At 62.8% G+C, this 26,215-nt stretch carries 23 protein-coding genes; 13 read left to right on the top strand and 10 right to left on the bottom strand.

The features are described from left to right. Positions 1–25 precede the first annotated feature (25 nt). Positions 26–1,069, bottom strand: coding sequence for a transporter substrate-binding domain-containing protein (locus IB267_RS19740; protein WP_043621853.1), 1,044 nt, complete (start codon positions 1,067–1,069; stop codon positions 26–28). A 465-nt stretch (positions 1,070–1,534) separates the two neighbouring features. Here IB267_RS19740 and IB267_RS19745 point away from each other — a divergent pair, with 465 nt between their 5' ends. From IB267_RS19745 to IB267_RS19780, 8 genes are all read left to right on the top strand, one after another. Beyond that, positions 1,535–2,242: a DUF542 domain-containing protein gene (locus tag IB267_RS19745; protein ID WP_192449301.1), complete on the top strand. Its 708-nt coding sequence runs from the start codon at positions 1,535–1,537 to the stop codon at positions 2,240–2,242. Between the two features lie 479 nt (positions 2,243–2,721). Further along, complete coding sequence (locus IB267_RS19750) at positions 2,722–4,878, top strand: NosR/NirI family protein (RefSeq protein ID WP_192449107.1); 2,157 nt, start codon at positions 2,722–2,724, stop codon at positions 4,876–4,878. A gap of 35 nt (positions 4,879–4,913) precedes the next feature. After that, positions 4,914–6,842, top strand: coding sequence for a TAT-dependent nitrous-oxide reductase (gene nosZ / locus IB267_RS19755; RefSeq protein WP_192449108.1), 1,929 nt, complete (start codon positions 4,914–4,916; stop codon positions 6,840–6,842). 3 nt (positions 6,843–6,845) lie between these two features. Next, a complete protein-coding gene (locus tag IB267_RS19760; RefSeq protein ID WP_192449109.1) occupies positions 6,846–8,174 on the top strand; it encodes a nitrous oxide reductase family maturation protein NosD in 1,329 nt (442 codons plus the stop codon). Continuing rightward, a complete protein-coding gene (locus IB267_RS19765) occupies positions 8,140–9,039 on the top strand; it encodes an ABC transporter ATP-binding protein (RefSeq protein ID WP_192449110.1) in 900 nt (299 codons plus the stop codon). The genes IB267_RS19760 and IB267_RS19765 overlap by 35 nt, the downstream gene beginning before the upstream one ends. After that, positions 9,036–9,857, top strand: coding sequence for an ABC transporter permease (locus IB267_RS19770; protein ID WP_043612627.1), 822 nt, complete (start codon positions 9,036–9,038; stop codon positions 9,855–9,857). Before IB267_RS19765 ends, IB267_RS19770 begins: the two co-directional genes overlap by 4 nt. Further along, a complete protein-coding gene (locus IB267_RS19775; protein ID WP_192449111.1) occupies positions 9,854–10,435 on the top strand; it encodes a nitrous oxide reductase accessory protein NosL in 582 nt (193 codons plus the stop codon). Before IB267_RS19770 ends, IB267_RS19775 begins: the two co-directional genes overlap by 4 nt. Before the next feature lie 5 nt (positions 10,436–10,440). Then, a complete protein-coding gene (locus tag IB267_RS19780; RefSeq protein WP_192449112.1) occupies positions 10,441–11,352 on the top strand; it encodes an FAD:protein FMN transferase in 912 nt (303 codons plus the stop codon). Positions 11,353–11,476: 124 nt separating this feature from the next. Here the strand turns inward: IB267_RS19780 and IB267_RS19785 are convergent, their stop codons facing one another. The 9 genes from IB267_RS19785 to IB267_RS19825 form a co-directional block, all read right to left on the bottom strand. Continuing rightward, positions 11,477–11,743: a helix-turn-helix domain-containing protein gene (locus tag IB267_RS19785; RefSeq protein ID WP_246765119.1), complete on the bottom strand. Its 267-nt coding sequence runs from the start codon at positions 11,741–11,743 to the stop codon at positions 11,477–11,479. A 178-nt stretch (positions 11,744–11,921) separates the two neighbouring features. Beyond that, positions 11,922–12,797 carry a glycine betaine ABC transporter substrate-binding protein gene (locus tag IB267_RS19790; protein ID WP_192449113.1) on the bottom strand — a complete coding sequence of 292 codons (876 nt, stop codon included), beginning with the start codon at positions 12,795–12,797 and terminating at the stop codon, positions 11,922–11,924. Positions 12,798–12,868: 71 nt separating this feature from the next. Then, positions 12,869–13,753: a proline/glycine betaine ABC transporter permease gene (locus tag IB267_RS19795; protein WP_192449114.1), complete on the bottom strand. Its 885-nt coding sequence runs from the start codon at positions 13,751–13,753 to the stop codon at positions 12,869–12,871. Between the two features lie 23 nt (positions 13,754–13,776). Then, positions 13,777–15,009 carry a glycine betaine/L-proline ABC transporter ATP-binding protein ProV gene (gene proV, locus IB267_RS19800; RefSeq protein ID WP_192449115.1) on the bottom strand — a complete coding sequence of 411 codons (1,233 nt, stop codon included), beginning with the start codon at positions 15,007–15,009 and terminating at the stop codon, positions 13,777–13,779. A 321-nt stretch (positions 15,010–15,330) separates the two neighbouring features. Then, the gene (locus IB267_RS19805; RefSeq protein WP_210335909.1) at positions 15,331–15,774 is read right to left on the bottom strand and encodes a PRC-barrel domain-containing protein; all 444 of its coding nucleotides are present in this window, start codon (positions 15,772–15,774) and stop codon (positions 15,331–15,333) included. A gap of 195 nt (positions 15,775–15,969) precedes the next feature. Next, entirely contained in the window at positions 15,970–16,857 is an 888-nt protein-coding gene (locus tag IB267_RS19810) for an aldose 1-epimerase (protein ID WP_192449116.1), read from the bottom strand. Between the two features lie 3 nt (positions 16,858–16,860). Continuing rightward, the gene (araH, locus tag IB267_RS19815; protein WP_029742703.1) at positions 16,861–17,811 is read right to left on the bottom strand and encodes an L-arabinose ABC transporter permease AraH; all 951 of its coding nucleotides are present in this window, start codon (positions 17,809–17,811) and stop codon (positions 16,861–16,863) included. After that, entirely contained in the window at positions 17,808–19,322 is a 1,515-nt protein-coding gene (araG, locus tag IB267_RS19820) for an L-arabinose ABC transporter ATP-binding protein AraG (protein WP_192449117.1), read from the bottom strand. Before araG ends, araH begins: the two co-directional genes overlap by 4 nt. A gap of 171 nt (positions 19,323–19,493) precedes the next feature. Then, positions 19,494–20,477 carry an arabinose ABC transporter substrate-binding protein gene (locus IB267_RS19825; RefSeq protein ID WP_192449118.1) on the bottom strand — a complete coding sequence of 328 codons (984 nt, stop codon included), beginning with the start codon at positions 20,475–20,477 and terminating at the stop codon, positions 19,494–19,496. A gap of 182 nt (positions 20,478–20,659) precedes the next feature. Between IB267_RS19825 and IB267_RS19830 the strand changes: the two genes are divergently transcribed. From IB267_RS19830 to IB267_RS19850, 5 genes are all read left to right on the top strand, one after another. Next, positions 20,660–21,427 carry a FadR/GntR family transcriptional regulator gene (locus IB267_RS19830; RefSeq protein ID WP_192449119.1) on the top strand — a complete coding sequence of 256 codons (768 nt, stop codon included), beginning with the start codon at positions 20,660–20,662 and terminating at the stop codon, positions 21,425–21,427. 54 nt (positions 21,428–21,481) lie between these two features. Beyond that, positions 21,482–22,630, top strand: coding sequence for a galactonate dehydratase (gene dgoD, locus IB267_RS19835; RefSeq protein WP_192449120.1), 1,149 nt, complete (start codon positions 21,482–21,484; stop codon positions 22,628–22,630). 11 nt (positions 22,631–22,641) lie between these two features. Then, positions 22,642–23,418, top strand: coding sequence for an SDR family oxidoreductase (locus tag IB267_RS19840; protein ID WP_192449121.1), 777 nt, complete (start codon positions 22,642–22,644; stop codon positions 23,416–23,418). A 164-nt stretch (positions 23,419–23,582) separates the two neighbouring features. Next, entirely contained in the window at positions 23,583–25,298 is a 1,716-nt protein-coding gene (araD, locus tag IB267_RS19845) for an L-arabinonate dehydratase (protein WP_192449122.1), read from the top strand. Between the two features lie 10 nt (positions 25,299–25,308). Continuing rightward, on the top strand, positions 25,309–26,211 hold the full coding sequence (locus tag IB267_RS19850; protein ID WP_192449123.1) for a dihydrodipicolinate synthase family protein: 903 nt from the start codon (positions 25,309–25,311) through the stop codon (positions 26,209–26,211). Positions 26,212–26,215: the final 4 nt, after the last annotated feature.

A 26,215-nucleotide genomic window follows, 5' to 3' on the forward strand; every position in this document is an offset into this window, starting at 1 on the left:
CCGCTCCTCCTTCTGGCCGCTCTCCTCACCGTATCGGATAGGCGTACATCAGGCCACCATTGGTGGTCGAGGCGTTCTGGGTGCCATCGCGCTTGAGCTTGAAAGGCGTCGCAGGACCGAGATGGCGGTCGTACACTTCGCCATAGGAGCCGACCTGCTTGATGACCTGGTAGGCCCAGTCGGCGGGGAGCTTCATCTTGGCGGCCATGTCGGCGGTTGCGCCGTCCTTGGCGAAAAGACGCTGCACGGCCTTCGGCTGCTTGTCAAGATCGGCGATTGCCGCATCGACATTGCTGGAATTGATGCCGAGTTCGTCGGCGTTCAGCATGACCTGGAAGGCCCAGCGCACTGCCTTTTCCAGCGTTTCATCCGGCTGGGTCACCAGCGTCAGCGGCTCGGCCGAGATGATCTCCGGCAGGAGTTCATAGTCGTCGGGATCCTTGGCCAGGCGACGGTCGGCGGCAAGCGCCGTCATGTCGGAGGCGTAGGCGTCGCACTTGCCGGCGAAGAACGCCTGCAAGCGTGCGGTCTTGTCGGCGATGTTCTCGACCTTGTAGGTGAGCCCTTGGGCGGCGAACCAGTCGGCGATGTTGAGCAGTGTCGTCGAGCCGTCCTCGGCGCAGATCGTTGCGCCTTTCAATTCCATTGCTGATTTCACGCCCAGCGCCTTCGGCACCATGAAGCCCTGGCCGTCATAAAATGTGGTCGCGACGAAGGCGAGGCCAGGGTCGGCAGAACGCGTGCCGGTTTCCGTGACCGAGCGGGAGGCCATGTGCGCCTGCCGCGAGACCAGGCTCTTCAGGGAGTCGGAAAAGCCGATGCCGCGGATATCCGCCTTGCTCGCATCGCCGAGGATGGCGGCGGCCGCCATGCGGCAGAAATCAGCGTTGAAACCCTGGAAGACGCCGGCGCTGTCGGGCACGGAGAAGCCCGGCGCACTTGGGCTGACCAGGCAGACGAGCTTGCCGCCAGAGACCACTTCATCAAAAACCGGACCGGCCTGAGCATGTGACGTGATTGCAAGACCGGCGGCGCAGGCGAGCGCTGCCGCGAGATAAGACCGAAGCATATTTCTTCCCCTCCTTGAACAGGTAAAGACAGCTATACCTGTATACAGGTGTAACGTAAGAGTGGTTTTTCCTGCTGTCAACGGGGGTGGCGGGCGAGACGGTCGCATCGCGCAACAAGACGGTCGACAAGCTCTATCGCTCGTCGAGAGCCAAGGCTCTACGGCCGCCTTGGAACATGCTGTTCGGTTCTCGTGCTGGGCGTTTTCGTGCTGGGCGCTTCCGCGCAGGCAATGTCGCGAAGGTTGGCGCGCTGGTGAGGTTGCGGGTGGAAATTGGGGCAGAGGCGGGATGAACCAAACACGACTTGCTGCAACTTGGCGCATGCGGCATTGGTCGGAAGTATTGGATCGCTCCGGAACGAAGTTGCGTTTCGACAAAGAACGATTGGAAAAACTGCGCCAGCTTCTCCCTTCAGCAACGCATCGATTGCGGATCATGACCCTTCGGGCATCAGGGAGAGCACATTGACCGAGTATACTTTGGACACCGCCGTTGGAACGATTGCGTGCGAGCTTCCCGGCGCCGCGGAACTCTTCAGGCAGGCCGGTATCGGATTTTGCTGCGGCGGCGACGTACCGCTTGCGCAAGCGGCTGCGGATGCCGGCATAGAGGCCGCTGATCTGCTCGCCCGGCTTCAGGCGCTGGAGCTTGCTGCAAGACGCGAAGCTCCGGATGCGACCGGCGAGCTTATCGCGCATATTCTGGAGCGTTATCACCAGACGCACCGCACCGATCTGGAATGGCTGATCCCGCTTGCGCAAAAGGTGGAGCACGTCCACGGCGCGCATCGCTCCGCGCCACTCGGCCTGGCTGACGCGCTGGTCGAGCTCAAGGATCACCTTCTTCCCCATATGGCGCGCGAAGAACTCGCGCTCTTTCCCATGATGCGCCATGAGCCCGATCCGGACATCGGACATTTGATTGCCGGCATGCGGGACGATCATGCATGCGAAAGCCGGAGCCTCGCGGTGATCGAGCATTTGACGCATGGATTTGCGCTTCCCGACGGGGCCTGCAGGTCCTGGACGGCGCTCTATGTCGGGGTTCAAAAATTCTGCGACGATCTCGTCACGCATATGCATCTCGAAAACAGCGTTCTGTTTCCACGGTTCGCCGGCATCGATGCAGTCGAGGGGGCGGTTCCCTCACCATCAGCGCGCTCGACGGGGTGAGCCCCGGCAGGTCTCTTCGGCATCGCTTCGCCCAACTTGAAGCAGCGGAGCTTTGAGAAATGTTTGTGCACGCAAAAGGGCCTCCGGCGTTCGGTTCCGGAGGCTCGTTCGCCGCTGAAAGACACTGTTGAAAGGTGGGGCGACTGCGGCCTTGCGGCGTGTGAGTCGGAATTCGATCGCCTTCCTGCAGTAGCTGTGGTCGACGAGCCGCCCGCCGTCTTCCGGAAAATACCGTGGTGGGCAGGCCATGGACCGACCCATCCTATTTCATCCATCTCAACTTTGAAAATTTTGCACTGGCGCTGGCCGATCCACGGCACGGTGCCGAACCCAACTCAAGCTCAAGGCCGCCAGCCTGTACGCGTCGTGCCAAGCGAAGATTGCGATCGACGAAGCTGTGGTTGTTTGCGCTAGATCAACGATTGTCCCGCGCCAACGTTCCAATGCTCCGGCAACGATTTGCGGGAAAATGCCCTGGAATGAAACTCTTCCGTCTTGTCCTTCTGCTCTGCCTCAGCCTGTGCGGCGCCGTATCCGCTAGTGCGGCATCGGTGCTGCAGGAGTTTTTGCCGACCACCTCCGCTTCGGATCTCGTGCCGGGAGCGGACGGTTTCGGCGCCGTGCGTGATGATGTGGCGGTGGCCCCGGTGCTCAAGGGCGGCGAGACAGTGGCGTGGGTCTTTGTGACCTCGGATTTCGTCGGAACGACGGGCTATTCCGGCAAGCCTATCCATACGCTTGTCGCGGTGGACAAGGATGCGAAGATCGTCGGCGTCCGGCTGGTGAAACACTCCGAGCCCATCGTCCTCATCGGCATTCCGGACGCCAAGGTAAAGGCGCTGGTTGCCGGCTATGCTGGCCTCGATCTCGTCGCCGAGGCGAAATCCGGCGGCACGACCCATGAGGTGGATATCATCTCGGGCGCGACGGTGACGGTCATGGTGATCGACGATTCGATCGTCCGGTCCGGGCTTAAGGTCGCGCGCGCGCTCGGACTTGGCGGACTGACGCCGGAAGCAGGCAACGCCGGCCCGCGCTTTGAGATCGATCCCGCGGCCGTCGCGCCGGCCGATTGGGTCGAGGCAGAAGGCGACGGCACGCTGCGCCGCCTGTCGCTCGACATTGCCCAGGTCAATGCTGCTTTCGCCGGCCATCCCGATGAACGCGCCCGCGAGCGCGCGATTGCGCAAGCGCCGGAAACGACGTTCATCGAGATGCAGGCGGCACTGGTCTCGGTCCCCGCGATCGGCAAGGCCCTTCTCGGACCGGCCGAAGAGAAAAACCTTCAGTCCTGGCTCGGCGAAGGCGAGCACGCGATCGCCGTGGTCGGACGCGGGCTCTATTCCTTCAAGGGGTCTGGCTATGTGCGCGGCGGCATCTTTGATCGCATCGTGCTGATCCAGGACGATGTTTCCGTTCGTTTCCGCGATCGCGACCACCGTCGCCTGGGGGCAATCGCCCTTGCCGGCGCGCCGGAATACAACGAGATGGACCTGTTTCGCATCAAGGCAGGCCTTGGCTTCGATCCGACAAAACCATTCCGCATACAGCTTCTGGCGCACCGCGAGGTTGGACCGGTCGAAAAGGTCTTTCATACCTTCGATCTGGGGTACCAGCTGCCGCAGAAGTATCTGCATGCTGTCGCGCCACCTGTGAAGGAGGTTGCCGCCGTAGTCGATCGTGACGAGGGCACGGCACAGGCCGACCTGTGGAAACGCATCTGGGATGACTCGAAGCTGAAGATCGTCGTGCTCGGCGCGATGTTGGTCGTGCTGACGGGCGTGTTCTTCTTCCAGACCTATGCGGTCAGAAACGCACGGGCGTTTTACATCTTCCGCATCATCTTCCTGACGGTGACGCTGGTCTTCCTCGGCTGGTACGCCAACGCGCAGCTTTCCGTCGTCAATCTGATGGCGCTCTTCGGGAGCCTCGTCAACGGCTTCAGCTGGCAGGCTTTCCTGCTCGACCCGCTGACCTTCATCCTCTGGTTTGCCGTTGCCGCAGCGCTCCTGTTCTGGGGACGGGGAGCCTATTGCGGCTGGCTCTGCCCCTTCGGCGCCCTGCAGGAGCTGACCAACCAGATCGCGCGCAAGCTGCGCATCCCGCAATGGACTTTGCCATGGGGCCTGCACGAGCGGCTCTGGCCGGTCAAATACATGATCTTCCTCGGTCTTTTCGGGGTCTCGCTGATGAGCGTCGAGCAGGCAGAACATCTGGCCGAGATCGAGCCGTTCAAGACAGCAATCATCCTGAAGTTCATCCGCGCCTGGCCGTTCGTGGCCTATGCCGCAGCCCTTCTCGTCGCCGGGCTCTTCGTCGAGCGGTTCTATTGCCGCTATCTCTGCCCGCTCGGTGCGGCGCTCGCGATCCCTGCGCGCATACGCATGTTCGACTGGCTCAAGCGCTACCATGAATGCGGGAACCCCTGCCAGACCTGCGCCCACCAATGTCCGGTGCAGGCGATCCACCGAACCGGCGAGATCAATCCGAACGAGTGCATCAACTGCCTGCACTGCCAGGTGCTCTACCAGTCGGAAACCGTCTGCCCCGTCGTGATCAAGAAGATGAAGTCACGGGCGAAGCTTGCGGCAAGCCCGGGCGGCGTGCCGACCCATCAACCCGCAGCCAAAGTTTAATCGAAGCCAAGGTTCAAGCAAAAAGGAACCAGATCATGGAAACAAAGGAACACAAGGGACTAAGCCGCCGAGCGCTGTTCAGCGCGACCGCAGGCAGCGCCATCCTGGCGGGCACGGTCGGGCCGGCCGCACTCAGCCTCGGCGCTGCAGGACTGGCGACGCCGGCCCGTGCCGCGACAGGCGCCGACGGCTCGGTCGCACCCGGCAAGCTCGACGACTATTACGGCTTCTGGTCCTCGGGCCAGACAGGCGAAATGCGCATTCTCGGCATTCCATCGATGCGCGAGCTGATGCGGGTGCCGGTGTTTAACCGTTGCTCGGCCACCGGTTGGGGGCAGACCAATGAATCGATCCGGATCCATCAGCGCACGATGTCGGAGAAGACGAAGAAGCAGCTTGCCGCCAACGGCAAGAAAATTCACGACAACGGCGACCTGCACCACGTCCATATGTCGTTTACCGACGGCAAATATGACGGCCGCTTCCTGTTCATGAACGACAAGGCCAATACGCGCGTGGCGCGCGTGCGCTGCGACGTGATGAAGACCGACGCCATCCTGGAGATCCCCAACGCCAAGGGCATCCACGGCATGCGTCCGCAGAAATGGCCGCGTTCGAACTATGTGTTCTGCAACGGCGAGGACGAGGCCCCGCTCGTCAACGACGGCTCGACGATGACCGACGTGGCGACCTACGTGAACATCTTCACCGCTGTCGATGCCGACAAGTGGGAAGTGGCCTGGCAGGTGAAGGTCTCGGGCAACCTCGACAATTGCGATGCCGACTACGAGGGCAAGTGGGCGTTCTCCACCAGCTACAACTCCGAAATGGGCATGACGCTGGAAGAGATGACCAAGTCCGAGATGGACCACATCGTCGTCTTCAACATCGCCGAGATCGAGAAGGCCATTGCGGCCGGCAAATACGAAGAGATCAACGGCGTCAAGGTGGTGGACGGGCGCAAGGAAGCCAAGTCGCTTTTCACGCGCTACATCCCGATCGCCAACAACCCGCACGGCTGCAACATGGCGCCGGACAGGAAGCATCTGTGCGTCGCCGGCAAGCTCTCGCCCACCGTCACCGTGCTGGACGTGACGAAGTTCGATGCCCTGTTCTACGACAATGCCGAGCCGCGCAGCGCCGTGGTGGCGGAGCCGGAGCTGGGCCTCGGCCCGTTGCACACCGCCTTCGACGGCCGTGGCAACGCCTATACCTCGCTGTTCCTCGACAGCCAGGTGGTGAAGTGGAACATCGATGAGGCCATCCGCGCCTACGCCGGTGAAAAGATCAATCCGATCAAGGACAAGCTCGACGTTCAGTACCAGCCTGGCCACCTGAAGACGGTGATGGGCGAAACGCTGGATGCCGCGAACGACTGGCTCGTTTGCCTTTGCAAGTTCTCGAAGGACCGATTCCTGAATGTCGGCCCGCTGAAGCCGGAAAACGATCAGCTGATCGACATTTCCGGTGACAAGATGGTGCTGGTTCATGACGGCCCGACCTTCGCCGAGCCGCATGATGCCATCGCAGTCTCCCCCTCGATCCTGCCGAACATCCGCTCGGTCTGGGATCGCAAGGATCCGCTGTGGGCCGAAACGCGCAAGCAGGCCGAGGCCGATGAGGTCGACATCGACGAGTGGACCGAGGCCGTGATCCGCGACGGCAACAAGGTTCGCGTCTACATGACCTCGGTCGCGCCCAGCTTCAGCCAGCCGAGCTTTACGGTGAAGGAGGGTGACGAGGTCACGGTCATCGTCACCAATCTCGATGAGATCGATGACCTCACCCACGGCTTCACCATGGGCAATCACGGCGTGGCGATGGAGGTCGGCCCGCAACAGACGAGCTCCGTCACCTTCGTTGCGGCCAACCCTGGCGTTTATTGGTACTATTGCCAATGGTTCTGCCATGCCCTGCACATGGAAATGCGCGGCCGCATGTTCGTGGAACCGAAGGACGCCTGATCGATGCGGCTGTCCGTTCTCCTGATCGGTCTGCTTCTCGCCTCTCCGCTCTTCGCGGCGGAGCGCGCAGTCGTGCCGGGTGCGGGCAGCCTTGCCGCAGCCATCGCTGGGGCGGAGCCCGGCGATGTTCTGCTGTTGAGCGGCGGGGTCTACGAAGGCCCCGTCACCATCGACCGACCCCTGACCGTCACCGGTCCGCGCGGGGCGGTCGTTGATGGGCTCAAGCAGGGTAGCGTGGTGACGATTGCCGCGCCGGACGTCACCTTGAGAGGTTTCACCGTCACCGGTTCGGGTCGCATCAACCAGGACCTCGACGCCGGGGTCAAAATCGTTCAGGGCGCCGATCGCGCCCGTGTCGAGAAACTGCTCGTTACCGACAACATGCACGGCATCGACGTCCATGGCGGCCGCGGCGCGATTGTCTCTGAAAACGAGATCGTCGGCACGCGCAGCCCCCGCATGAACGAGCGTGGCAATGGCATCTATGTCTGGAACAGCCCGGGCACGCTGCTTCAAGACAACGTTATTCGCTACGGTCGCGACGGCATCTTTTCGAACGCCAGCGCCGACAGCATCTATCGCCGCAACATCATGCGCGACCTGCGTTTTGCGGTACACTTCATGTACACCCGCAACACCGAGGTTTCCGACAACATCTCGATCGGAAACCATCTCGGTTTTGCGATCATGTTCTCCAATCGCGCGAAGATCCTGAACAATCTCAGCCTCGGCGACCGCGAGCACGGGCTGATGCTGAACTATGCCAACAATGCCGACGTGTCGGGCAATCTGGTGCGCGGCGGCACGAAGAAATGCCTGTTCATCTACAACGCCCACAAGAACCTGATCTGGGGAAACCGCTTCGAGAGCTGCGGCATCGGCATTCATTTCACCGCCGGTTCGGAAAAGAATGTGCTGACAGGCAACGCCTTCATCGCCAACCGCGAGCAGGTCAAATATGTCGGCACCCGCAACATGGAATGGAGCCATGAAGGGCGGGGCAACTTCTGGTCCGACCATCCGGCCTTTGACCTCAACGGCGACGGCATTGCCGACAGTTTTTACCGCCCCAACGACCTGATGGACCAGATCCTCTGGTCGCAGCCCGCGGCAAGCCTGCTCACCGGTTCGCCGGCCGTGCAGATCGTTCGCTGGAGCCAACGGGATTTTCCCGCCACCCTGCCTGGAGGCGTGCGCGACAGCGCGCCGTTGATGCGCCCCCTGACCATCCCTGTCCCGCTCGACATCCTTGCCTACGAGGCGGAGGCCGCAGGGCGCTGGACTGAAGGAAATTACGATGACACCGACGCTGACAATCTCCAGGCTCACTAAGCGCTTCCAATCGATGGAAGCGCTGAAGTCCGTTTCCCTTGCGCTGGAGCCGGGACGGCGCGCGGCATTGCTCGGCCATAACGGTGCCGGCAAGTCGACGATGATGAAGATCGTGCTCGGTCTCACCCCCTTCGACAGCGGCGAGGTTTTGGTTTGCGGCTCGGCGCCCGGTTCGCCCGCCGCGCGGACCCAGGTGGCATATCTGCCGGAAAATGTCGCCTTTCATCCGGCTTTGACGGGAGAGGAACAGCTTCGCCACTATCTCGCGCTGCGCGGTGAAAGCCCGGCGCTGGCCATGGAGCTTCTTGCGCGCGTCGGGCTTGGTCACGCGGCGCGGCGTCGGATCGGGACCTATTCCAAAGGCATGCGCCAGCGCGTGGGTCTGGCCCAGACGCTGATCGGCCGCCCCCGTCTGCTGGTGCTGGACGAACCGACCTCGGGCCTGGATCCGGTGTCGCGACGGGACTTCTACGACCTGCTCGACGGGTTGGCCGCAGAAGGAACCGCCATCCTGCTCTCCTCCCATGTGTTGACCGAGGTGGAGGCGCGCACGGACCGAATCCTCATCCTTTCCGGTGGGGAACTGGTGGCCGAGGGTACGCTTGCCGATCTTCGGACCCGTGCGGCCCTTCCGGTCGCCTTTTCCGTTCGCCCCGCACCGGGCCATGCGCCGGCAGTGGCCGCGACCTTTCCCGAAGGTGTGCAAGGGGAGGACGGCCTCCTGCGCCTTCGTGGTTCGCAGTCGGAAAAACTGCCGCTTCTTGCCCGTATTGCGGCGCTTGGGAGCGCCGTTGCCGATCTCGATGTCATCCCGCCCAGCCTCGAGGACATCTACAGCCACTTTAGCCGGAGGGACGGGCAATGACGCGCATCCTTGCCACCGCCGTCAGCGAATTCCGCATCGCTTTCCGCAATCGCTGGGTCTCCATCGCCACCGGCATGATGGTGCTGTTCGCCCTGGTGCTGGCCGCCGCCGGCTCTGCCCCGACGGGCGATGTCGGCGTCGACCGGCTCTCCGTAACGGTCGCCTCGCTCACCTCGCTTGCGGTCTATCTGGTCCCGCTTTTGGCATTGCTGATGAGTTTCGATGCGGTGGCTGGCGAGGTGGAACGCGGCACGCTGCCACTGCTTCTCACCTATCCCGTCTCGCGCCTGCAGATCCTGCTCGGCAAACTTCTGGCGCATCTCGCAATCCTCGCTCTTGCCGTGACGCTTGGCTATGGCGCCGCGGCGCTCGCAGCCGTCTGGTTCGATCCTGGAGCGACCGCAGGGCTTGGTGCACTCTGGCGGCTGATCTGGTCCTCGGTGCTGCTGGGCGCGACCTTTCTTGGCACCGGCTACGCGCTTTCGGCTTTGGCGCGAAGGCCGTCGGGGGCGGCGGGCCTGGCCATCGCGCTCTGGCTGGTGGCGGTGGTGCTCTACGATCTTGCCCTATTGGCGCTCATCGTGACGGATGGCGGCGGTGCTTTCACCACACACGCATTGCCTGTCGCTCTGCTTGCCAACCCTGCCGATGCCTTCCGCGTCTTTAACCTCTCGGCCGCACAAGCGGTTTCTGCCGCCGGCGGACTGGGTGGCGCTGCCGGCGCGATCCCGCTCTGGCAATCGGCAGCCTCCCTTCTCACCTGGCCACTGGCCGCCATCGCACTGGCCGCCGCAGCCTTCCGAAAGGTGACCCCATGAGGAACCGACTTCGCTTCGTCCTCGTCGCTGCCGCCCTGGTGCTGCTTTCCGCCTGCAAGGAGGACGTGGCCCAAAGCATCGTGCCGCAGGACATGACGCCCGAGACCCTCGGCCATTACTGCCAGATGAACCTTCTGGAGCACCCCGGCCCGAAGGCGCAGATCTTTCTGGAAGGAAACCCGGCGCCGCTCTTCTTCAGTCAGGTGCGCGACGCGATCGCCTATGCGCGCGGCCCGGAGCAGATTGCGCCGATCCTCGTTATCTACGTCAACGATATGGGGGCTGCAGGGGCAAGCTGGGACCAGCCCGGTGACGGCAACTGGATCGCCGCCGACAAGGCGTTCTACGTGGTCGGCTCTGCCCGGCGAGGCGGCATGGGGGCGCCAGAAGCCGTGCCGTTCTCAAGCCGCGACGAGGCTGCGGCCTTCGTCCTTGCCGAGGGCGGCCAGGTGCTCGCGCTCGCAGATATCACCGATGCCATGGTTTTGACGCCGGTGGAGACCGGCCCGGAACCGGGCGCGGACGACGAAGACTATCTCGGCCGTCTGCGTGCATTGCCCCATCCTGCCGGAGGTTGACCCCCATGCTTGTGACCCGACGCCGCCTGATTGCAATTTCTGCAGTTCTCGCAACAGCGCCCGCCATCGCCCGTGCCAACGCGGCAACCCGCTTCTGGACAGGTCAGGCGCTTGGCGCGCGTGCCTCGATCCGCATCGAGCATCCAGAGGCAGAGGCCATTGTCGCCAGGGTCATGGCCGAGATCGACCGCCTGGAAAACGTCTTCAGCCTCTACCGTGCGAACAGTGCGCTTTGCCGACTGAACCGCGACGGTTATCTTCAAGATCCGCCATTCGAGCTTTTGGGATGTCTGTCACTGGCCGACGCAGTCCACCTGGCAAGCGGCGGGCGCTTCGATCCGACGGTGCAGCCGCTCTGGACGCTCTGGGCTCAATCGGCTGCAAACGGCACGCGACCCGACCCGGCGGACGTCGATCGCGTGCGTGGCAACGTTGGCTGGGGCAAGGTCACGCTTGATGCAGCAGCAATCACGCTGCATCCGGGCATGGCGCTGACGTTGAACGGCATCGGGCAGGGGTATGTTGCCGACCGTGTGGGAGCAATGCTTGAAGCTGAGGGACTGACGGACATTCTGATCGATACCGGCGAGTTCCGTGCTCTTGGGGGGCAACCGGGCGGCGACGGATGGCCGGTCCGACTGGAATCGGGCGAGCGCCTGCCTCTGCGCCAGCGGGCGGTCGCGACCTCCGCCCCTCTCGGCACGACCTTCGATCAGGCAGCCAGAGACGGACATATCCTCGACCCCATGACCGGAATGCCCGCGCCGGCAAACTGGCGCTCTGTCTCGGTCTCGGCACCATCCGCCGCCATCGCCGACGCACTGGCGACGGCCGCATGCCTGATGCCGGATGCCGGATCGATCCTTGCGATGAACGCGCGTTTTGAAGGCGCCCGCCTGGAAGCGGCGTCCGTTTAAGGGGCGACCAAGGAACGTCGTCGGGGGGCTCGGCCCCGATCGGCGGAAGCAAGGCGGCGGCTGCCGTAGCGACGATGGCCTTGGTGTTCTTCCGGCGTTCGGCCGAACGGGTAGTCCCAGCGGACTACCTCGCCTCGACTGGTCCTGTTCCCCGCCCATCGAGGAGCCAGGCGATGTTGACCTGCAGGATACCGGCCATCATGTCGAGGCGGTTGGCCCTCGGCTCGGCGCGGTCGTTTTCCCAGCTGATCCAGGTCTCCTCGGTAACACCCGCGATCGCGGATATCTGTTCGATCGAAAGGTTGATTGCATCGCGGGCAAGCGAAATGCGGCCGCCGATCGTGTCGTCTGTGGCGTCCGCGGTGGCGCGGGGTGCAAGCATGTCGTTCATGATGTCGATGATCCTTCTGTCGGGAGGAACGCCCGCAACGAGAGCGCGGGCGTCGGTCGGACTAAGGCCCGTCGCGTGAAAAATGGTTCACATTCCAGGCTTTAAGCCCTTGTTTTTATGCATGTCGTTGCCGCAAAACCGCTGTGCATTTTCGCGCGACATGCATTGGCGGCCAAGCTCAGCCATCGTCCTTGGCGAGCCAGGCTTTGATCTGGTCCGGATGATCCGCAATGTACTTGTCGACTGCCTTTTCGTAGGAGGTCTGCTGGGCGTTGAACATCGCGGCTTCGAGATCGCCGATCGGCAGCTTCATGCGCGACAGCAGGCCTGAAACTTCAGGGTTGTCCTTCTCGATGTCCTTGCGTGCCAGCACGTCCACCCGTTCGGCCTTGCCGAGTGCGTTCTTCGGATCCGCGATATAGCGAAGCTCGTACTTGCCGAACATCCAATGCGGGCTCCAGGCCGTGGCGACAAACCAATCCTTCTTGCGCATCGCCCGGTCAACCGTCGTCAGCATGCCGGCCTCACTGGAGATCTGCAGCTTGTATCCGTCCAGCGCGTAGTCCTTGACTGCCTGCTCGGACAGGCGTGTAAGGCCCGCGCCGGGATCGATGCCCTCGATCCGGCCCTTGAGCTTCTCCTTCACGTCGTCCTTCTTCAGGTCGTCGATCGAGGCGATGGCGTCTTCGGGAATGTATTTCGGCACCACCCAGCCGAGCCTGGCACCGTCGTAAACGGTCCTAAGCGTCGTTACCTTGTCCTTCACCTTGGCGAAGTAGTCGGCGTGGGTTTCCGGCAGCCAAGCCATCATCATGGCATCGAGGTCGCCGCGACCGACACCCTGGTAAAGCGGCGCGATGTCCGTCTGGACCAGTTCGACCTCCTGGCCGAGTTCGTCCTTGATCAGTTTTGCGGCGAGCTTGGTGACGAACTCGGCGTCCGACCAGGCGGCCCAGCCGATCCTGACAGGTGGCTTTTCTTCTGCGGCAGCCGCACCGAACGTACCGGCGGCGATGCCGGCCGCAAGGCTGATGGTTGCAAGGGTCTTGAACATGGGTGCTCCTTTCACGAAGGTTTGCAGTCGGCAACGCGAACGCCGCCAGATGGATAGGAAAGTCCGCGGCGTCAGGCCGTGACGGGGGAGGTCTGAGGTTGTTCCTGTCGCCGGCGGAACAGGACGCGCCATGGGCTGGCGCGCTCCTTGCCGAAGCTCTGGGTGATCCGGTCGAGAATGACGGCGAGAATGACGACGGCGAGACCGCCTTCGAAACCGGTTCCGACGTCGAGACGCTGGATCCCGGTCAGGACCGTGTTGCCAATGCCACCCGCACCGATCATCGAGGCGATCACCACCATGGAGAGCGAAAGCATGATCGTCTGGTTGATGCCCGCCATGATCGAAGGCATGGCGTTGGGCAGTTGTACCTTTACCAGCAGCTGCCAGGCGGTGCAGCCGAAGGCGTTGCCGGCCTCGATGAACTCCACATGCACCTGACGGATGCCGAGATTGGTGAGCCGCACGACCGGCGGCATCGAGAAGATAACCGTCGCGATCGTCCCGGGCACGGCGCCAAGGCCGAAGAACATCGCCGCCGGGATGAGATAGACGAAGGCCGGCATCGTTTGCATGAGGTCGAGCATGGGTCGTACGGCTGCCGCGACGCGATCGCTGCGCGCCATGGCGATGCCGAGCGGCAGGCCGATGAGCATGGCGACGAGCGTTGATGCGATAACCAGCGACAGCGTTTCCATCATTGCGGACCAAAGGCCCATGTGTTCGACCAGCAGCAGGGAAAGGGCGGTAAAGACCGCAAAGCCGAAGCCGACCCGCCACAGCGACAAGAGCACGAAGATCGTGAGCCCGAGGGCCAAGGGGGCGGCGAGAAGTGCGGCCTGGATGCTGTTGGTCACGGTGCCGATGGCGGCGGCGATCAGATCGAGCAGCGGTGCGAAATTGTCGAGGATGTAGTTGACGGCGCTGTCGACGCCGTCACCGATATCGAAAGTCATGGATTGTCTCCGAAAGGGCTGGATCAGGCGGTGCGATCGAGCGTTTCGAGCAGCGCGGATTTGCTGATCGAGCCGAGGTAGCGGTTGGCTTCGTCGATGACGGGCATGGGGAAGGGGCTTGCAGCCACCTTGCCGAGCACGTTGGACAAGCTTTCCGACGCGGGGATCGGCTCGATATCCGGCAGGAAGGCGCGCCGGTAGGGATCGGCGGCGCCGTCTCGGGCGGTCGCGATCAACGAGGACCGGCTGATCATGCCGTGATAGGTCTTGTCGCGGCCGAGAATGATGGCGACCTCGCGATCGTAGTGTTCCATGCGCTCAAGGGCAGCTGCGGCCGAAACACCCTGTCGCTCGATGATCGTCACCTGCGTCTTGCGGGCGACGTCGCCGGCGCGGAACACCTGCGAGACATCGACATTGCGGAAGAAAGACCGCACATAGTCGTTGGCGGGCTTCAACACGATCTCGTCCGGGGTGCCCACCTGCACGACCTCACCATTTTGCATGATGCAGATGCGGTCGCCGATCCGCATGGCTTCGTCGAGATCGTGGCTGACGAAGACGATGGTCCGACTGTGTTCAGCCTGAAGGCGAACGAGTTCGTCCTGCATCTCGGTGCGGATCAGCGGGTCAAGCGCGGAAAAAGCCTCGTCCATGAGCAGTACCGAAGGCTCGGCGGCGAGCGCTCGCGCCAGGCCGACGCGCTGCTTCATGCCGCCGGAGAGCTGGTCGGGGCGGCTGTCGTCGTAACCTTCCAGCCCGACAGCGTGCAGAGCCGTTCGGGCGCGCGCCTTGCGCTCGGCCTCGCCGACGCCGGCGACCTCGAGGCCGAAGGCCGCGTTGTCGATGACGCTGCGGTTCGGCAGCAGCGCGAAGGACTGGAAGACCATGCTGATGTCGCGGCGGCGCAAGGCGATCAGTTCGCTGCGCGGCAAGCGCGCCACGTCTTTGCCGTCGATCTCGATGGAGCCGGAGGTCGGTTCGATCAGGCGGTTGAGGAGGCGCAGCATCGTCGATTTGCCGGAACCCGAAAGTCCCATGATGACGAAGATCTCGCCGGCGCGAATGTCGAAGGTCGCGTTGTTGACGCCGATGGTGCAGCCCGTCTCGGCGTGGATCTCCGCTTTGGTGCTACCCGCCTTAAGCAGGCTCAGCGCCTCGTCCGGCCGCTCGCCAAAAACCTTGAAAACGTTCTTGATACTGATCTTGACCGGTTGCTCGTCGGCCGAGCGGTCGCTCTCAGTTTGAAATGCCATATGTTCTGGGCCCCGGCTCCGGAAGCGGGGCACTCTCCTTCGTGTTTGAAAGGCTGATGAAACGATCAGCGAAACGGAAAAGCGCACGACCAGAAAGGCCTGCGCAAACACGACATCATGTCGCAATCAGATTGTCTTTTGGCACGCCTATACAGAAATGTCCACATTGGGAGAATAGAAAACTAAGTTTTGGCGATTTTTATCGCTGAAAATGGAATGCTTTCGCGCCCCTGGAGGTGATCGTCAGCGGCGGATGTGCAGGGCGCCTCGGCGACGAAAAACGCGTTCGCCGGAGAAGCGAACGCGCGCGGCAGCCGGTCTTTATTTCTTCAGCTTGCCGTAATCGAACTTGGGTGCCTTGGAGAGGTCATCCTTGTTGGTATCGACATAGGCCTTCCAAGTGCCGTTGTCGTTGGCAAGGGCAAGTGACGCCGGGTCGATGACGACATAGCTCTCGCCCAGGCCGAGGAAACCGCCGACGCTTGCGACGATGCCGATGACGGACTTGCCGTCGCCGATGACGACGTCGGAGATCTCGCCGATCGTCTCGTCCTGCTTGTTATAGATATCGACGCCGATGAGCTGCGAATTGACGATATCGGTGTCTTTGATTTCCACATATTTCAGCGGCATCGTTGCGGCGGTGCCCATCGTGATGCCGGGGCCGACCAGCATCGCATCTGCGCCGTTTGCTGCGGGTTCTTGCGCGAAGGCGGCGCTGGAAACGAGGGCAAGGGAAAGCGCGGCGGCGGTCACATAATTCATGCATATCTCCTGTTCAGTCTCACCACCGACCGGCACGGTCGTGGCGGCTTCTAAACGGAGCTTGCTCAAAAAAGTTCCACGGAATCATTGATATACGCAATCTTCCCCGCGACCGGATGGTCGATCGAAGCTATTGCCTGGGGTGCCTTTAAACGATTGCGGCGTTCCGGATGCGAAACCGCTCCTTGCGAACCGCTACCCGCTCGCCAGGTCCTCGACGCTTAGCGCGATCGTTCCCGTCACGGTTTGGAGAGGCTGAAGCCGGACGAGGCCGCCGTCTCGTTGATCGCGGTGCGCGTTCGGCCGATGGCTCATCGGCTCGAAGCAAAAGAAGCTGCTTGTCGCCGACGGCGAATAGAGAACGAAGAACTGAAAATGCCCATCGGCTTCCAGCGAAGCGGCAAGCCCCGTTTCCGGCCATTCGATACGGGCTCGTCCATCCCAGCCGTCGAAGGCATTGTTCAGCCATTTCGGGGGCAAGGGGGAGCCGGATGCAAAGTTGATGTCCTGAGGGATGGGGCCGGGGCGGCCTGGCAGATGACCTTCCCGTTCGCTCCAATATCGTTCGGCATGAGCAAAGAGCCGCGTTTCGGGCGTGCGCGGAAAGTATGGATGGAAGCCCAGTCCATAGGGCAGGGTCTGGTCGGCGCGGTTGGTGATGGCGAGCGAGAGGATCAGGCGGGCTCCGTCGATGGCGATCGTCTGTACCGCTTCATAGGCAAAGGGGGTGGCAACGCTTGCCTCCTGGTCAAAGCGAAGAGTGACCGATTGCCGGTTGCGCTGCAGGATCGACCAACGCCCAAGCCAGCCGTCTCCGTGCAAGACCAGCGGATCGGTCGTGTTTTCTTCCAGCCTGTAGTCACGCTCTTCGAATTGGAAGCTGTTGTCCTCGATGCGATTACCGAAGGGCACCAACGGAAAGCAGGCCTCGGCGCCGAACACTTGCGAGGCAAGCCCCGGTGCCGGCGTCGGCGTGAACACAGGAATGCCGCGCCAGCGAGCCGACAGGATCGCGCCGCCAAGCGGGCTCACCTCGACGGTGAGCCCCTCTTCGTTTTCGAGGAGAACAATGTCTTCCGTCATACTCTAGCTGCGACGACCGGCGGCGGCCGAACGCAGATTGTCGAGCAGCACCGCGAGCAGGAGGATCAGGCCGCGCACGACATATTGGTAGAAGGCCTGGATGTTGAGGAGGTTCATGACGTTTTCGGCGATGCCCATGATGAGAACGCCGACGATTACGCCGGTCATGGCCGCACGGCCGCCGGCAAGCGACACGCCGCCGAGCACACAGGCCGAGATGACCGAGAGCTCGAGACCGGTCGCGGCATTCGGCTGGCCCGAGGTGATGCGCGAGGCGAGCAGGACACCGGCAACGGCGCAGACGAGGCCCTGCAGCGCGAAGATCCATATGCGCATGTTGGAAACGTTGACGCCGGCCAGCCGCGAGGCTTCCGGGTTGCCGCCGATCGCCAGCGTGTTTTTGCCGAAGACGGTGCGGTTCAAGACGAAGCCGAACACGAGGAAGAAGCAACCCATCACCCAGATCGGCGTCGGGATGCCCAGGAACTTCGACAGCGCCAGCTGATAGAAGCTCGGATCGTTGATGCCGACGGCCCGGCCGTCCGACGCGATCAGCGCGAAACCGCGCACGATCTGCATGGTGGCAAGCGTCGTGATCAGCGCGTTGATGCGGAAATGCGCAATCACCACGCCGTTGACGAGCCCGACAAAGCCGCCGCACAGGAGTGCCGCTATCAGGCCAACGAGGATCGAGCCGGAGGCGTTGGAGGCCATGACGGCGGCCATGCCCGAGAAGGCGACGGTGGAGCCGACCGAGAGGTCGAAGTCGCGCGAGGCCAAGCAGAACATCATCGTGCAGGCGACGATGCCGATGGTCACGACCGATTGCAGCAGGCCGAGCATGTTGCGCTCGGTCAGGAAGTTCGGAACCGTCAGCGCGACGATGGCGAAGGCGACGGCGAAGATGACGACCAGACCCTGTTCGCCGAGTAGAAGTTTTTTCAAGGAAGTCATGACGGCTGAACCTGCTCGGTTGGAACATCGGGAAGGGCGGCGGCGAGGATGCGGCGTTCGTCGAAATCCGCGCGCGCGAAATCTGCGGCGATCCGGCCCTGGCACATGACGAGGATGCGGTCAGTAATGCCCATCACCTCGGGCAACTCGCTGGAGATGACGACGATCGCCATGCCCTGACCGGCGAGTTCGTAGAGGATTTCGTAGATCTCCGATTTGGCGCCGACATCGATGCCGCGCGTCGGCTCATCGATGATCAGAACCTTCACGCCCTGTTCGGAAAGCCAGCGGCCAAGGATGACCTTCTGCTGGTTGCCGCCGGAGAGATTGATGATGTCCTGCTTGCGGGACGGTGTGCGCACCCGAAGCTTGGCGATGAAGCGGTCGGCCAGTTCCGCTTCCTTCTTGAGGTTGAGGATGCCGAGGGGAGAAAAGTGCCGGCGCGACGAGATCGCCATGTTTTCCTCGATGCTGCGCCCCTGGACGATGCCGTCGAACTTGCGGTCCTCGGGGCAGAGCACCATGCCGGCTCGGATCGATTGTGGCGGGTTATCGGCCGGAACGATCGCGCCGTCGATCGTCACGGTTCCCTGGTGGCGTCTGTCTGCGCCATAGACCAGCCGGGTCATCTCGCTACGGCCAGCGCCGATCAGGCCGAAAAAGCCGAGGATCTCGCCGCGCCGAACCGAGAAGCTCAGGGGTGTCTTCAGCTTCGGGCCGCAGATCGCTTCGACGCGCAGACGTTCAGCACCGAGATCGCGGCCCCGCCAGCCCCAGATGTTGGAGATCTCGCGTCCGACCATCTCGGCGATGATCTGATCGCGCGTGACCTTGGAAATATCGGGGTGATGGGCGGCAAGCTTGCCGTCGCGCAGCACCGTCAGGCTGTCGCATAGCCGGAAGATCTCGTCGAGCCGGTGGGACACGTAGAGGATCACAGTGCCGTTCGAACGCAGGCGATCGATCAGGGCAAAGAGGATTTCGCTCTCGCGGGACGACAGCGACGAGGTCGGCTCGTCGAGCGCAATGACGCGCGCATCGAGCATCACCGCCTTGGCGATCTCGACCATCTGGCGCTCACCGATCGAGAGCGAGGCGATCTTGGCGGACGGATCGACGTCGATGCCGATTTCCGCGAGCTTCTCGCCGACGACGCGAAGCAACTGGCGGCGATCGATCACGCCCGCCTTGCCGGGGAAGTGGCCGAGCCAGAGGTTTTCGGCCACCGTCAGTTCCGGAACGAGCTGCAGCTCCTGATGGATGACGATGACGCCGGCGCGGAAGGCATCGCGCACGGAGCGATAGCTCTGCGTCTCGCCGTCGATGCGGATATCTCCCTCATCGGCGGACTGGTCTCCGGAGAGCAGGCGGATGAGCGTCGACTTGCCGGCGCCGTTCTCGCCCATGAGGCCATGGACGGCACCCTTGCGCACGGAAAACGAGACATCCGACAGCGCCTGGACACCGGGATAGCCCTTGGAGATCGATTGGAATTCGAGAAAATCTTGCATGCGCGGCTCCGAAGCGGAATGCCAGGCAGTCGAGGCCGCCGGGCCGATAGAGCGGGATGAGGTGTGCGCGGTCTTCCGCCCGCATCCCGCTCTAAACTACCAGAATCGATCACGTTTATTGTTTGGGTCGGTCAGACCCAGACACTCGTGATCTGGTGTCGCGGAACGCGATTACTCGATGCCGAGATCCTTGCGCACGGCCTCGTAGTTGTCGCGAAGCGCGAGCTGGCCGGCGGTCAGCGTCAGCTTTTCCGGTTCCTTGCCGTTGGCGATCCACTCATACATGTTGAGTGCGGTCTCGTAGCCGTGGCGCTTCGGCGAGATGATGACGGTGCCGAAGAAGCCGGTGGCTGCAGGCTTCTTGAACTCGTTGATCGCCGAATCCGCGCCGCCGATGCCGACGCCGATCATGCTGTCGGGCGCAATGCCGACCGTCTCGGTCGCGCGCACGGCGCCGAGCACCGCTTCGTCATTGAGGCCGATCGCAACCCACTTCTTGATGCCGGCGTTCTTGTTGAGCACGATCGTCGAGGCGTTGAGTGCCGCCTCTGTGTCGGTCTTGGCCTGCGGCGCATCGAAGATGTTGGCTTCCGGGAAGCCGTTGGTCTTGAGAACCGAGAGTGCGCCCTCGACGCGGTCGACCGCGGTCGGGAGCTGGTCGTAGGAAACGCGGATCGCGCCGACGTCCTTCATGTCCCAGCCACGCTTCTTGATTTCGTCGACCAGGGCCTGACCGACGGCTTCGCCGATTTTCGTCGCCGAAATGCCCATGTGAGGCACGTCTTCGATCGGGCTGCCGTCGGCGTTGACCAGCCGGTCGTCGACCGTCATCAGCTTGAGGTCGTTGGCAGCCGCCTTGGCGACGATGCCGGGGCCGAGCTTGACGTCAGGGGTGCAGACGATGAAGCCCTGCGCGCCCTGGGCACCGAGATTGTCGATCGCCGACTGAACCTTCTCGCCGTCTTCCGCACCGATCTTGACGAGCGTGAAGCCCTTTTCCTTGGCGGCGACGTCGGCGAACTTCCATTCATCCTGGAACCACGGCTCTTCCGGCTGCTTGACGATGAAGCCGATCTTGACGTCGGCAGCGAACGCCGAGGTTGCCGCAAACACGGCGACGGTACCAGCCAGAATGGCTGCCTTGATAAAGCGCATGATGTCTCTCCCTGGTGAACTGCCTCCTGCAGTGAGCATTTGTGTATGATGAATCATCATATTCGTCAATTGCCTTTGTATGATGAATGCGATAGTGATGTATAACGATAACGTGCTTCGCTGCGTTGTCGCCTTCAAGCGTCTGCGCTATGGAGCGACAGGGAGACGGAAGCGGGAGGAAAATGGCGGTGGAAGAGCAAAACTACAGCAACGGCGCGGAGGAGCGCGGCCAGCGTCGCCCTCGCGTTCAGAAGAATGTGACGCGCGCCATCGCCTCGGACATTTGCACCGACGTCTTTCCGGTCGGTTCCTTCCTGCCACGTGAAAACGATCTCTGCGAACGCTATGGCGTCAGCCGCACCGTCATCCGTGAAACCTTGAAGGTGCTGGAATCGAAGGGTATGGTCCGCGGCCGCTCCCGGGTGGGCACGATCGTCTGCAACAAGGACGAGTGGAACATCCTCGATTCCCAGGTGCTCGAATGGATCGGCGAGCGCATCTTCGAATTCGACCTATTGAACTGCGTTCTGGAGGCGCGCCGGGCGATCGAGCCGGCGGCCGCTGAGTTTGCAGCCGAGCGCGCGACCGTCCAGGAAATCGCCGACCTCGAGCACGCCTGGCAGGCGATGCGTGACGGCGAGCGCGATGTGGTCGGCTTCACCGATGCCGACGTCGCCTTTCATACCTGCCTGCTCAAGGCCAGCCATAACCAGGTCTTCCTGCAACTCGTCGGCATCATCCAGGCGGCGCTGAAGTTCTCGCTGTATGCCTCCAACGAAGTTGCCGAACGTCGTGACGAAGCAATCGATATCCATGGCGAACTGGTCGAGGCCCTGCGTCTGCGCGACAAGGCACGGGCGCGCGACTGTTCTACGCGCATGCTGGATCTCGCCGCCCGCGACCTCAAGCTTGCCGTCGAACGTCACCGGCCCGCCCCGTCGGCGCGCTGAAACCCTTTCCCGGGCGGTGTTCGCCGCCCTGTTCCACCCAGCGGATATCGCACCATGAAGATCACCAAGCTCACCACCTATATCGTTCCGCCGCGTTGGCTGTTTTTGAAGATCGAGACCGACGAAGGCATCGTCGGCTGGGGTGAGCCGGTCGTTGAAGGCCGCGCCCTGACCGTGGAAGCCGCCGTCAACGAGCTTGCGGACTATCTGATCGGCAAGGATCCGCTGCTGATCGAGGACCATTGGCAGGTCATGTATCGCGGCGGCTTCTACCGCGGTGGTGCCGTCCACATGTCGGCGATCGCAGGCATCGACCAGGCACTTTGGGACATCAAGGGCAAGGCCTACGGCCAGCCGGTGCATGCGTTGCTCGGCGGCCAGGTGCGCGACCGCATCAAGGTCTATTCCTGGATCGGCGGCGACCGTCCGTCCGATGTCGCCAAGAATGCCCGCGACGTGGTCGCCCGCGGCTTCAAGGCGATCAAGCTCAACGGCTGCGAAGAAATGCAGATCGTCGACACCTGGGAGAAGGTGGAAAAGGCGGTCGAAACCATTGCCACAATCCGTGACGCGATCGGCCCCCATATCGGCATCGGCGTCGATTTCCACGGCCGCGTGCACCGGCCGATGGCGAAGGTCTTGGCGAAGGAGCTTCAGCCCTTCAACCTGATGTTCATCGAAGAGCCGGTGCTTTCGGAAAACCGCGAAGCGCTCAAGGAAATCGCCAACCATTGCTCGACGCCGATCGCGCTCGGCGAGCGGCTTTATTCGCGCTGGGACTTCAAGTCGGTGCTCTCCGACGGCTATGTCGATATCCTGCAGCCGGACCTGTCACATGCCGGCGGCATCACCGAATGCCGCAAGATTGCTGCGATGGCGGAAGCCTATGACGTGGCGCTGGCGCCGCATTGCCCACTCGGACCGATCGCGCTTGCCGCTTGCCTCCAGGTCGATGCCGTCAGCTACAACGCCTTCATCCAGGAACAGAGCCTCGGCATCCACTACAACACAGGTAACGACATTCTCGACTACATCTCCAACAAGGAAGTCTTCCACTACGCGGATGGCTTCGTGTCGATCCCGCAAGGCCCAGGCCTCGGCATCGAGGTGGACGAGCAATATGTCATCGAGCGGGCAAAGGAAGGCCATCGCTGGCGCAACCCGATCTGGCGCCACGCCGATGGCAGCGTCGCCGAGTGGTAGGGAGCGCGGACATGGCGGGTCGTCTTGAGGGAAAACGCGTCGTCGTCACCGGGGCGGCACAAGGGATAGGCCTCGCGATCGCCGAAGCCTTCTTTGGGGAGGGGGCGAGCCTCTTCCTCATCGACCGTGACGGCGATCTCTTGGCGACCGAAGCCGAGCGGCTGCGTGCGGCGGGCGGAAAGGTCGGCTACGCCACGGCCGACATCACCGATGCGGATGCCATCGAGCAGACCGTTGCTGCCGCCGCGCGTGATATCGGCCAGCCGAATGCGCTCGTCAACAATGCCGGGGTCAACGTGTTCTTCGAGCCGTTGAAACTGTCGGACGCCGACTGGCAGCGCTGCTTCGACATCAATCTCAAGGGCGCGTGGAACTGCAGCAAGGCTGTGCTGCCGGGCATGATCGAGGCGGGCGGCGGCGTCATCCTCAATATCGCCTCGACCCACGCCTTCACGATCATCCCCCACACCTTCCCCTATCCGGTCGCCAAACATGCGCTTCTCGGCATGACCAAGGCGCTGGGCCTCGAATATGCCGGGCAGGGCGTGCGCGTGAATGCGCTGGCGCCGGGCTATGTGCGCACGCAAAAGGCCGTGGAATACTGGAACAGCTTCCCCGATCCGGTCGCAGCCGAGGCCGAGACGATGAAGCTCCATCCCGGCGGCCGCATCGCAACACCGGGGGAGATCGCCAAGGCTGCGCTCTTCATGATCTCGGACGAATGCCCGTTCATGAACGCCACCTGCCTGACGGTCGATGGCGGCATGAGTGTGCTCCATCATCCCTGAACGACGACTTCGACAGCTTCCCTCGACTTTGCAGCCTCCGGCGTCTCCCGCCGGAGGTTTTTCTTTGCCTTCACGTCCGGGCCGTTCACCGCTTGACCGAGAATAACTCTGATTATATGAGAAATGTAACGAGCGGAGGCGCTCAACGTCGTCGGGGAGGGCACATGTCCAGAAAATTGAGATCACAGAATTGGTTTGGCGGACTGGACAAGGACGCCTTCATTCACCGCAGCTGGATGAAGAACAACGGTTTGCCTGACGATGTCTTCGACGGTCGGCCGGTGATCGGCATCTGCAACACCTTCTCGGAGCTGACGCCGTGCAACGCGCATTTCCGCGGACTGGTGGAGCACATCAAGGCGGGCGTGCTCGAGGCCGGTGGCCTGCCGCTGGAGTTTCCGGTGTTTTCCTGCGGCGAGTCCAATCTGCGGCCGACCGCCATGCTCTTCCGCAACCTCGCCTCGATGGATGTCGAGGAAGCGATCCGCGGCAACCCTATCGACGGCGTCGTGCTGATGGCGGGCTGCGACAAGACCACGCCGTCGCTGGTAATGGGGGCGGCCTCCTGTGATCTTCCTTCGATTGTCATCTCCGGCGGACCGATGTTGAACGGCCGCTTCAAGGGCCGGACGATCGGCTCGGGGACGGACGTGTGGAAGTTTTCCGAAGATGTGCGTGCCGGCGTCATGTCGCAACAGGATTTCATGGCCGCCGAAAGCGCCATGTCGCGCTCGCCGGGCCATTGCATGACGATGGGCACCGCATCGACCATGGCGTCCATGGTTGAAGCGCTCGGGCTTGCGCTGCCCGGCAATGCCACCTTTCCGGCGGTCGACGCCGGCCGTGCCCGGCTGGCGCGGCTGACGGGGCGGCGGATCGTCGAAATGGTGGCGGAGGATCTCCGTCTGTCGAAGATCCTGACCCGTGACGCCTTCGCCAATGCCATCCGCGTCAACGGCGCGATCGGCGGCTCCACCAACGCCGTCGTGCATCTCCTGGCAATCGCCGGGCGGATCGGCACGAAACTCTCGCTCGACGACTGGGATCGGTTCGGCCGCGATATCCCGACCATCCTCAACCTCATGCCTTCGGGGCGCTATCTGATGGAAGATTTCCATTATGCCGGCGGGCTGCCGGCCGTCATGAAGGAGATCGCCGACCTCCTGGATCTCGGCGCATTGACGGTGACGGGACAGAGCGTTGGCGCCAACATCGAAGGCGTCGAGAACTACAATGATGACGTCATCCTGCCGCTCGATCGGGCTCTCACCGCAAGCGGCGGGATCGCCGTAGTGCGCGGCAACCTTGCGCCTGATGGCGCGATCATCAAGCCTTCCGCAGCGATGCCGACGCTGATGCAGCACCGCGGCCGCGCCGTCGTGTTCGAAACCATCGACCACTACAAGGCGCGGATCGATGACCCGGATCTCGATATCGACGAAACCTCGATCATGGTGCTGAAGAACTGCGGCCCGAAGGGCTATCCGGGCATGGCCGAGGTCGGCAACATGGCTCTCCCGCAGAAGCTCCTGAAAAAGGGCGTGCGCGACATGGTGAGGATCTCGGATGCCCGCATGTCGGGGACGGCCTTTGGCACCGTCGTCCTGCACACCGCACCGGAAGCTGCGGTTGGCGGCCCACTGGCCCTGGTGAAGGACGGTGACTGGATCGAGCTCGACGTTGCCGGCCGCCGCCTCCACCTCGATGTCAGCGACGCGGAACTGGCGCGTCGAAAAGCCGCCTGGACCGCACCGATCCCGGAAATGGTCGGTGGTTATCAAGGGCTCTATGTCGAGCGCGTGATGCAGGCCGACACCGGAGCGGATCTCGATTTTCTCGTCGGCGGCCGCGGCCACGCGGTTCCGCGCGAAAGCCACTGAGGAGGCGACGGTGGACGACTTCCGCATCGAAAACCTTCACGGCATCCACGCCATCCTCTACGCGCTCTTCGACAAGGACGAAAAGCTCGACCGCGCCGCCATGCGACGCCAGACGGAAATCTGCCTGGAAAGCGGCGTGCACGGCATGGCAGGGCTCGGCCTTGCGACCGAGGCTTCAAAGCTCGACGAGGCCGAGCGCATGGCGATCATGGAGTGGCTGGTCGAGGATACGGCAGGCCAGGTACCGGTCGCCCTGACGATCTTTGGCGCATCGGTCGAGGAACAGGTGCGCCAGGCACGGCATGCGTCACGGGCCGGCGCTGACTGGTTGATCCTCCAGCCTCCCATGGTCGGCCAGTTCTCGGCTGCCGAATACATCCGCTTCTTCGGCCGCGTCGCCGATCAGACCGATCTGCCGCTTGCCATCCAGAATGCGCCGGCGCTGATGGGGCGCGGGCTGACGGCCGCGGATATTCGCGAACTCGTGCGCCAACACCCGAACATCCGGTTGGTGAAGGGCGAGGGGCCCGTCGTCGACATCGCCCATCTCATCGAGGTCACCGAGGGCCGACTGCCGGTGTTCAATGGCCGTGCGGGCCTCGAACTGCTCGAGAACCTGCGGATCGGTTGTCACGGCCTGATCCTTGCGCCTGACTCGATCGATTACGCCGTGCGCGCCTATGAGTTCTTTTCAGACGGCTGGGACGAGCACGCCGAGGAGGCCTATCGGCAGATGCTGCCCGGTGTGGTCTTCACCATGCAGGGCATCGAGACGCTGCTTTGTTACGGCAAGCGCCTCTTCGGCGAGCGGGCGGGCATGACGATCCACGACCGTGCGCCGGCCATGCGACCGACTGCGCTTGGCATCGAAATGACCCGCCGCTATGCGGCCGCGATGGGTGGCTTTTCCTGATCGG

Origin of the sequence: Ensifer sp. ENS09, assembly GCF_014852425.1 — a bacterium.
GTDB lineage: Bacteria > Pseudomonadota > Alphaproteobacteria > Rhizobiales > Rhizobiaceae > Ensifer.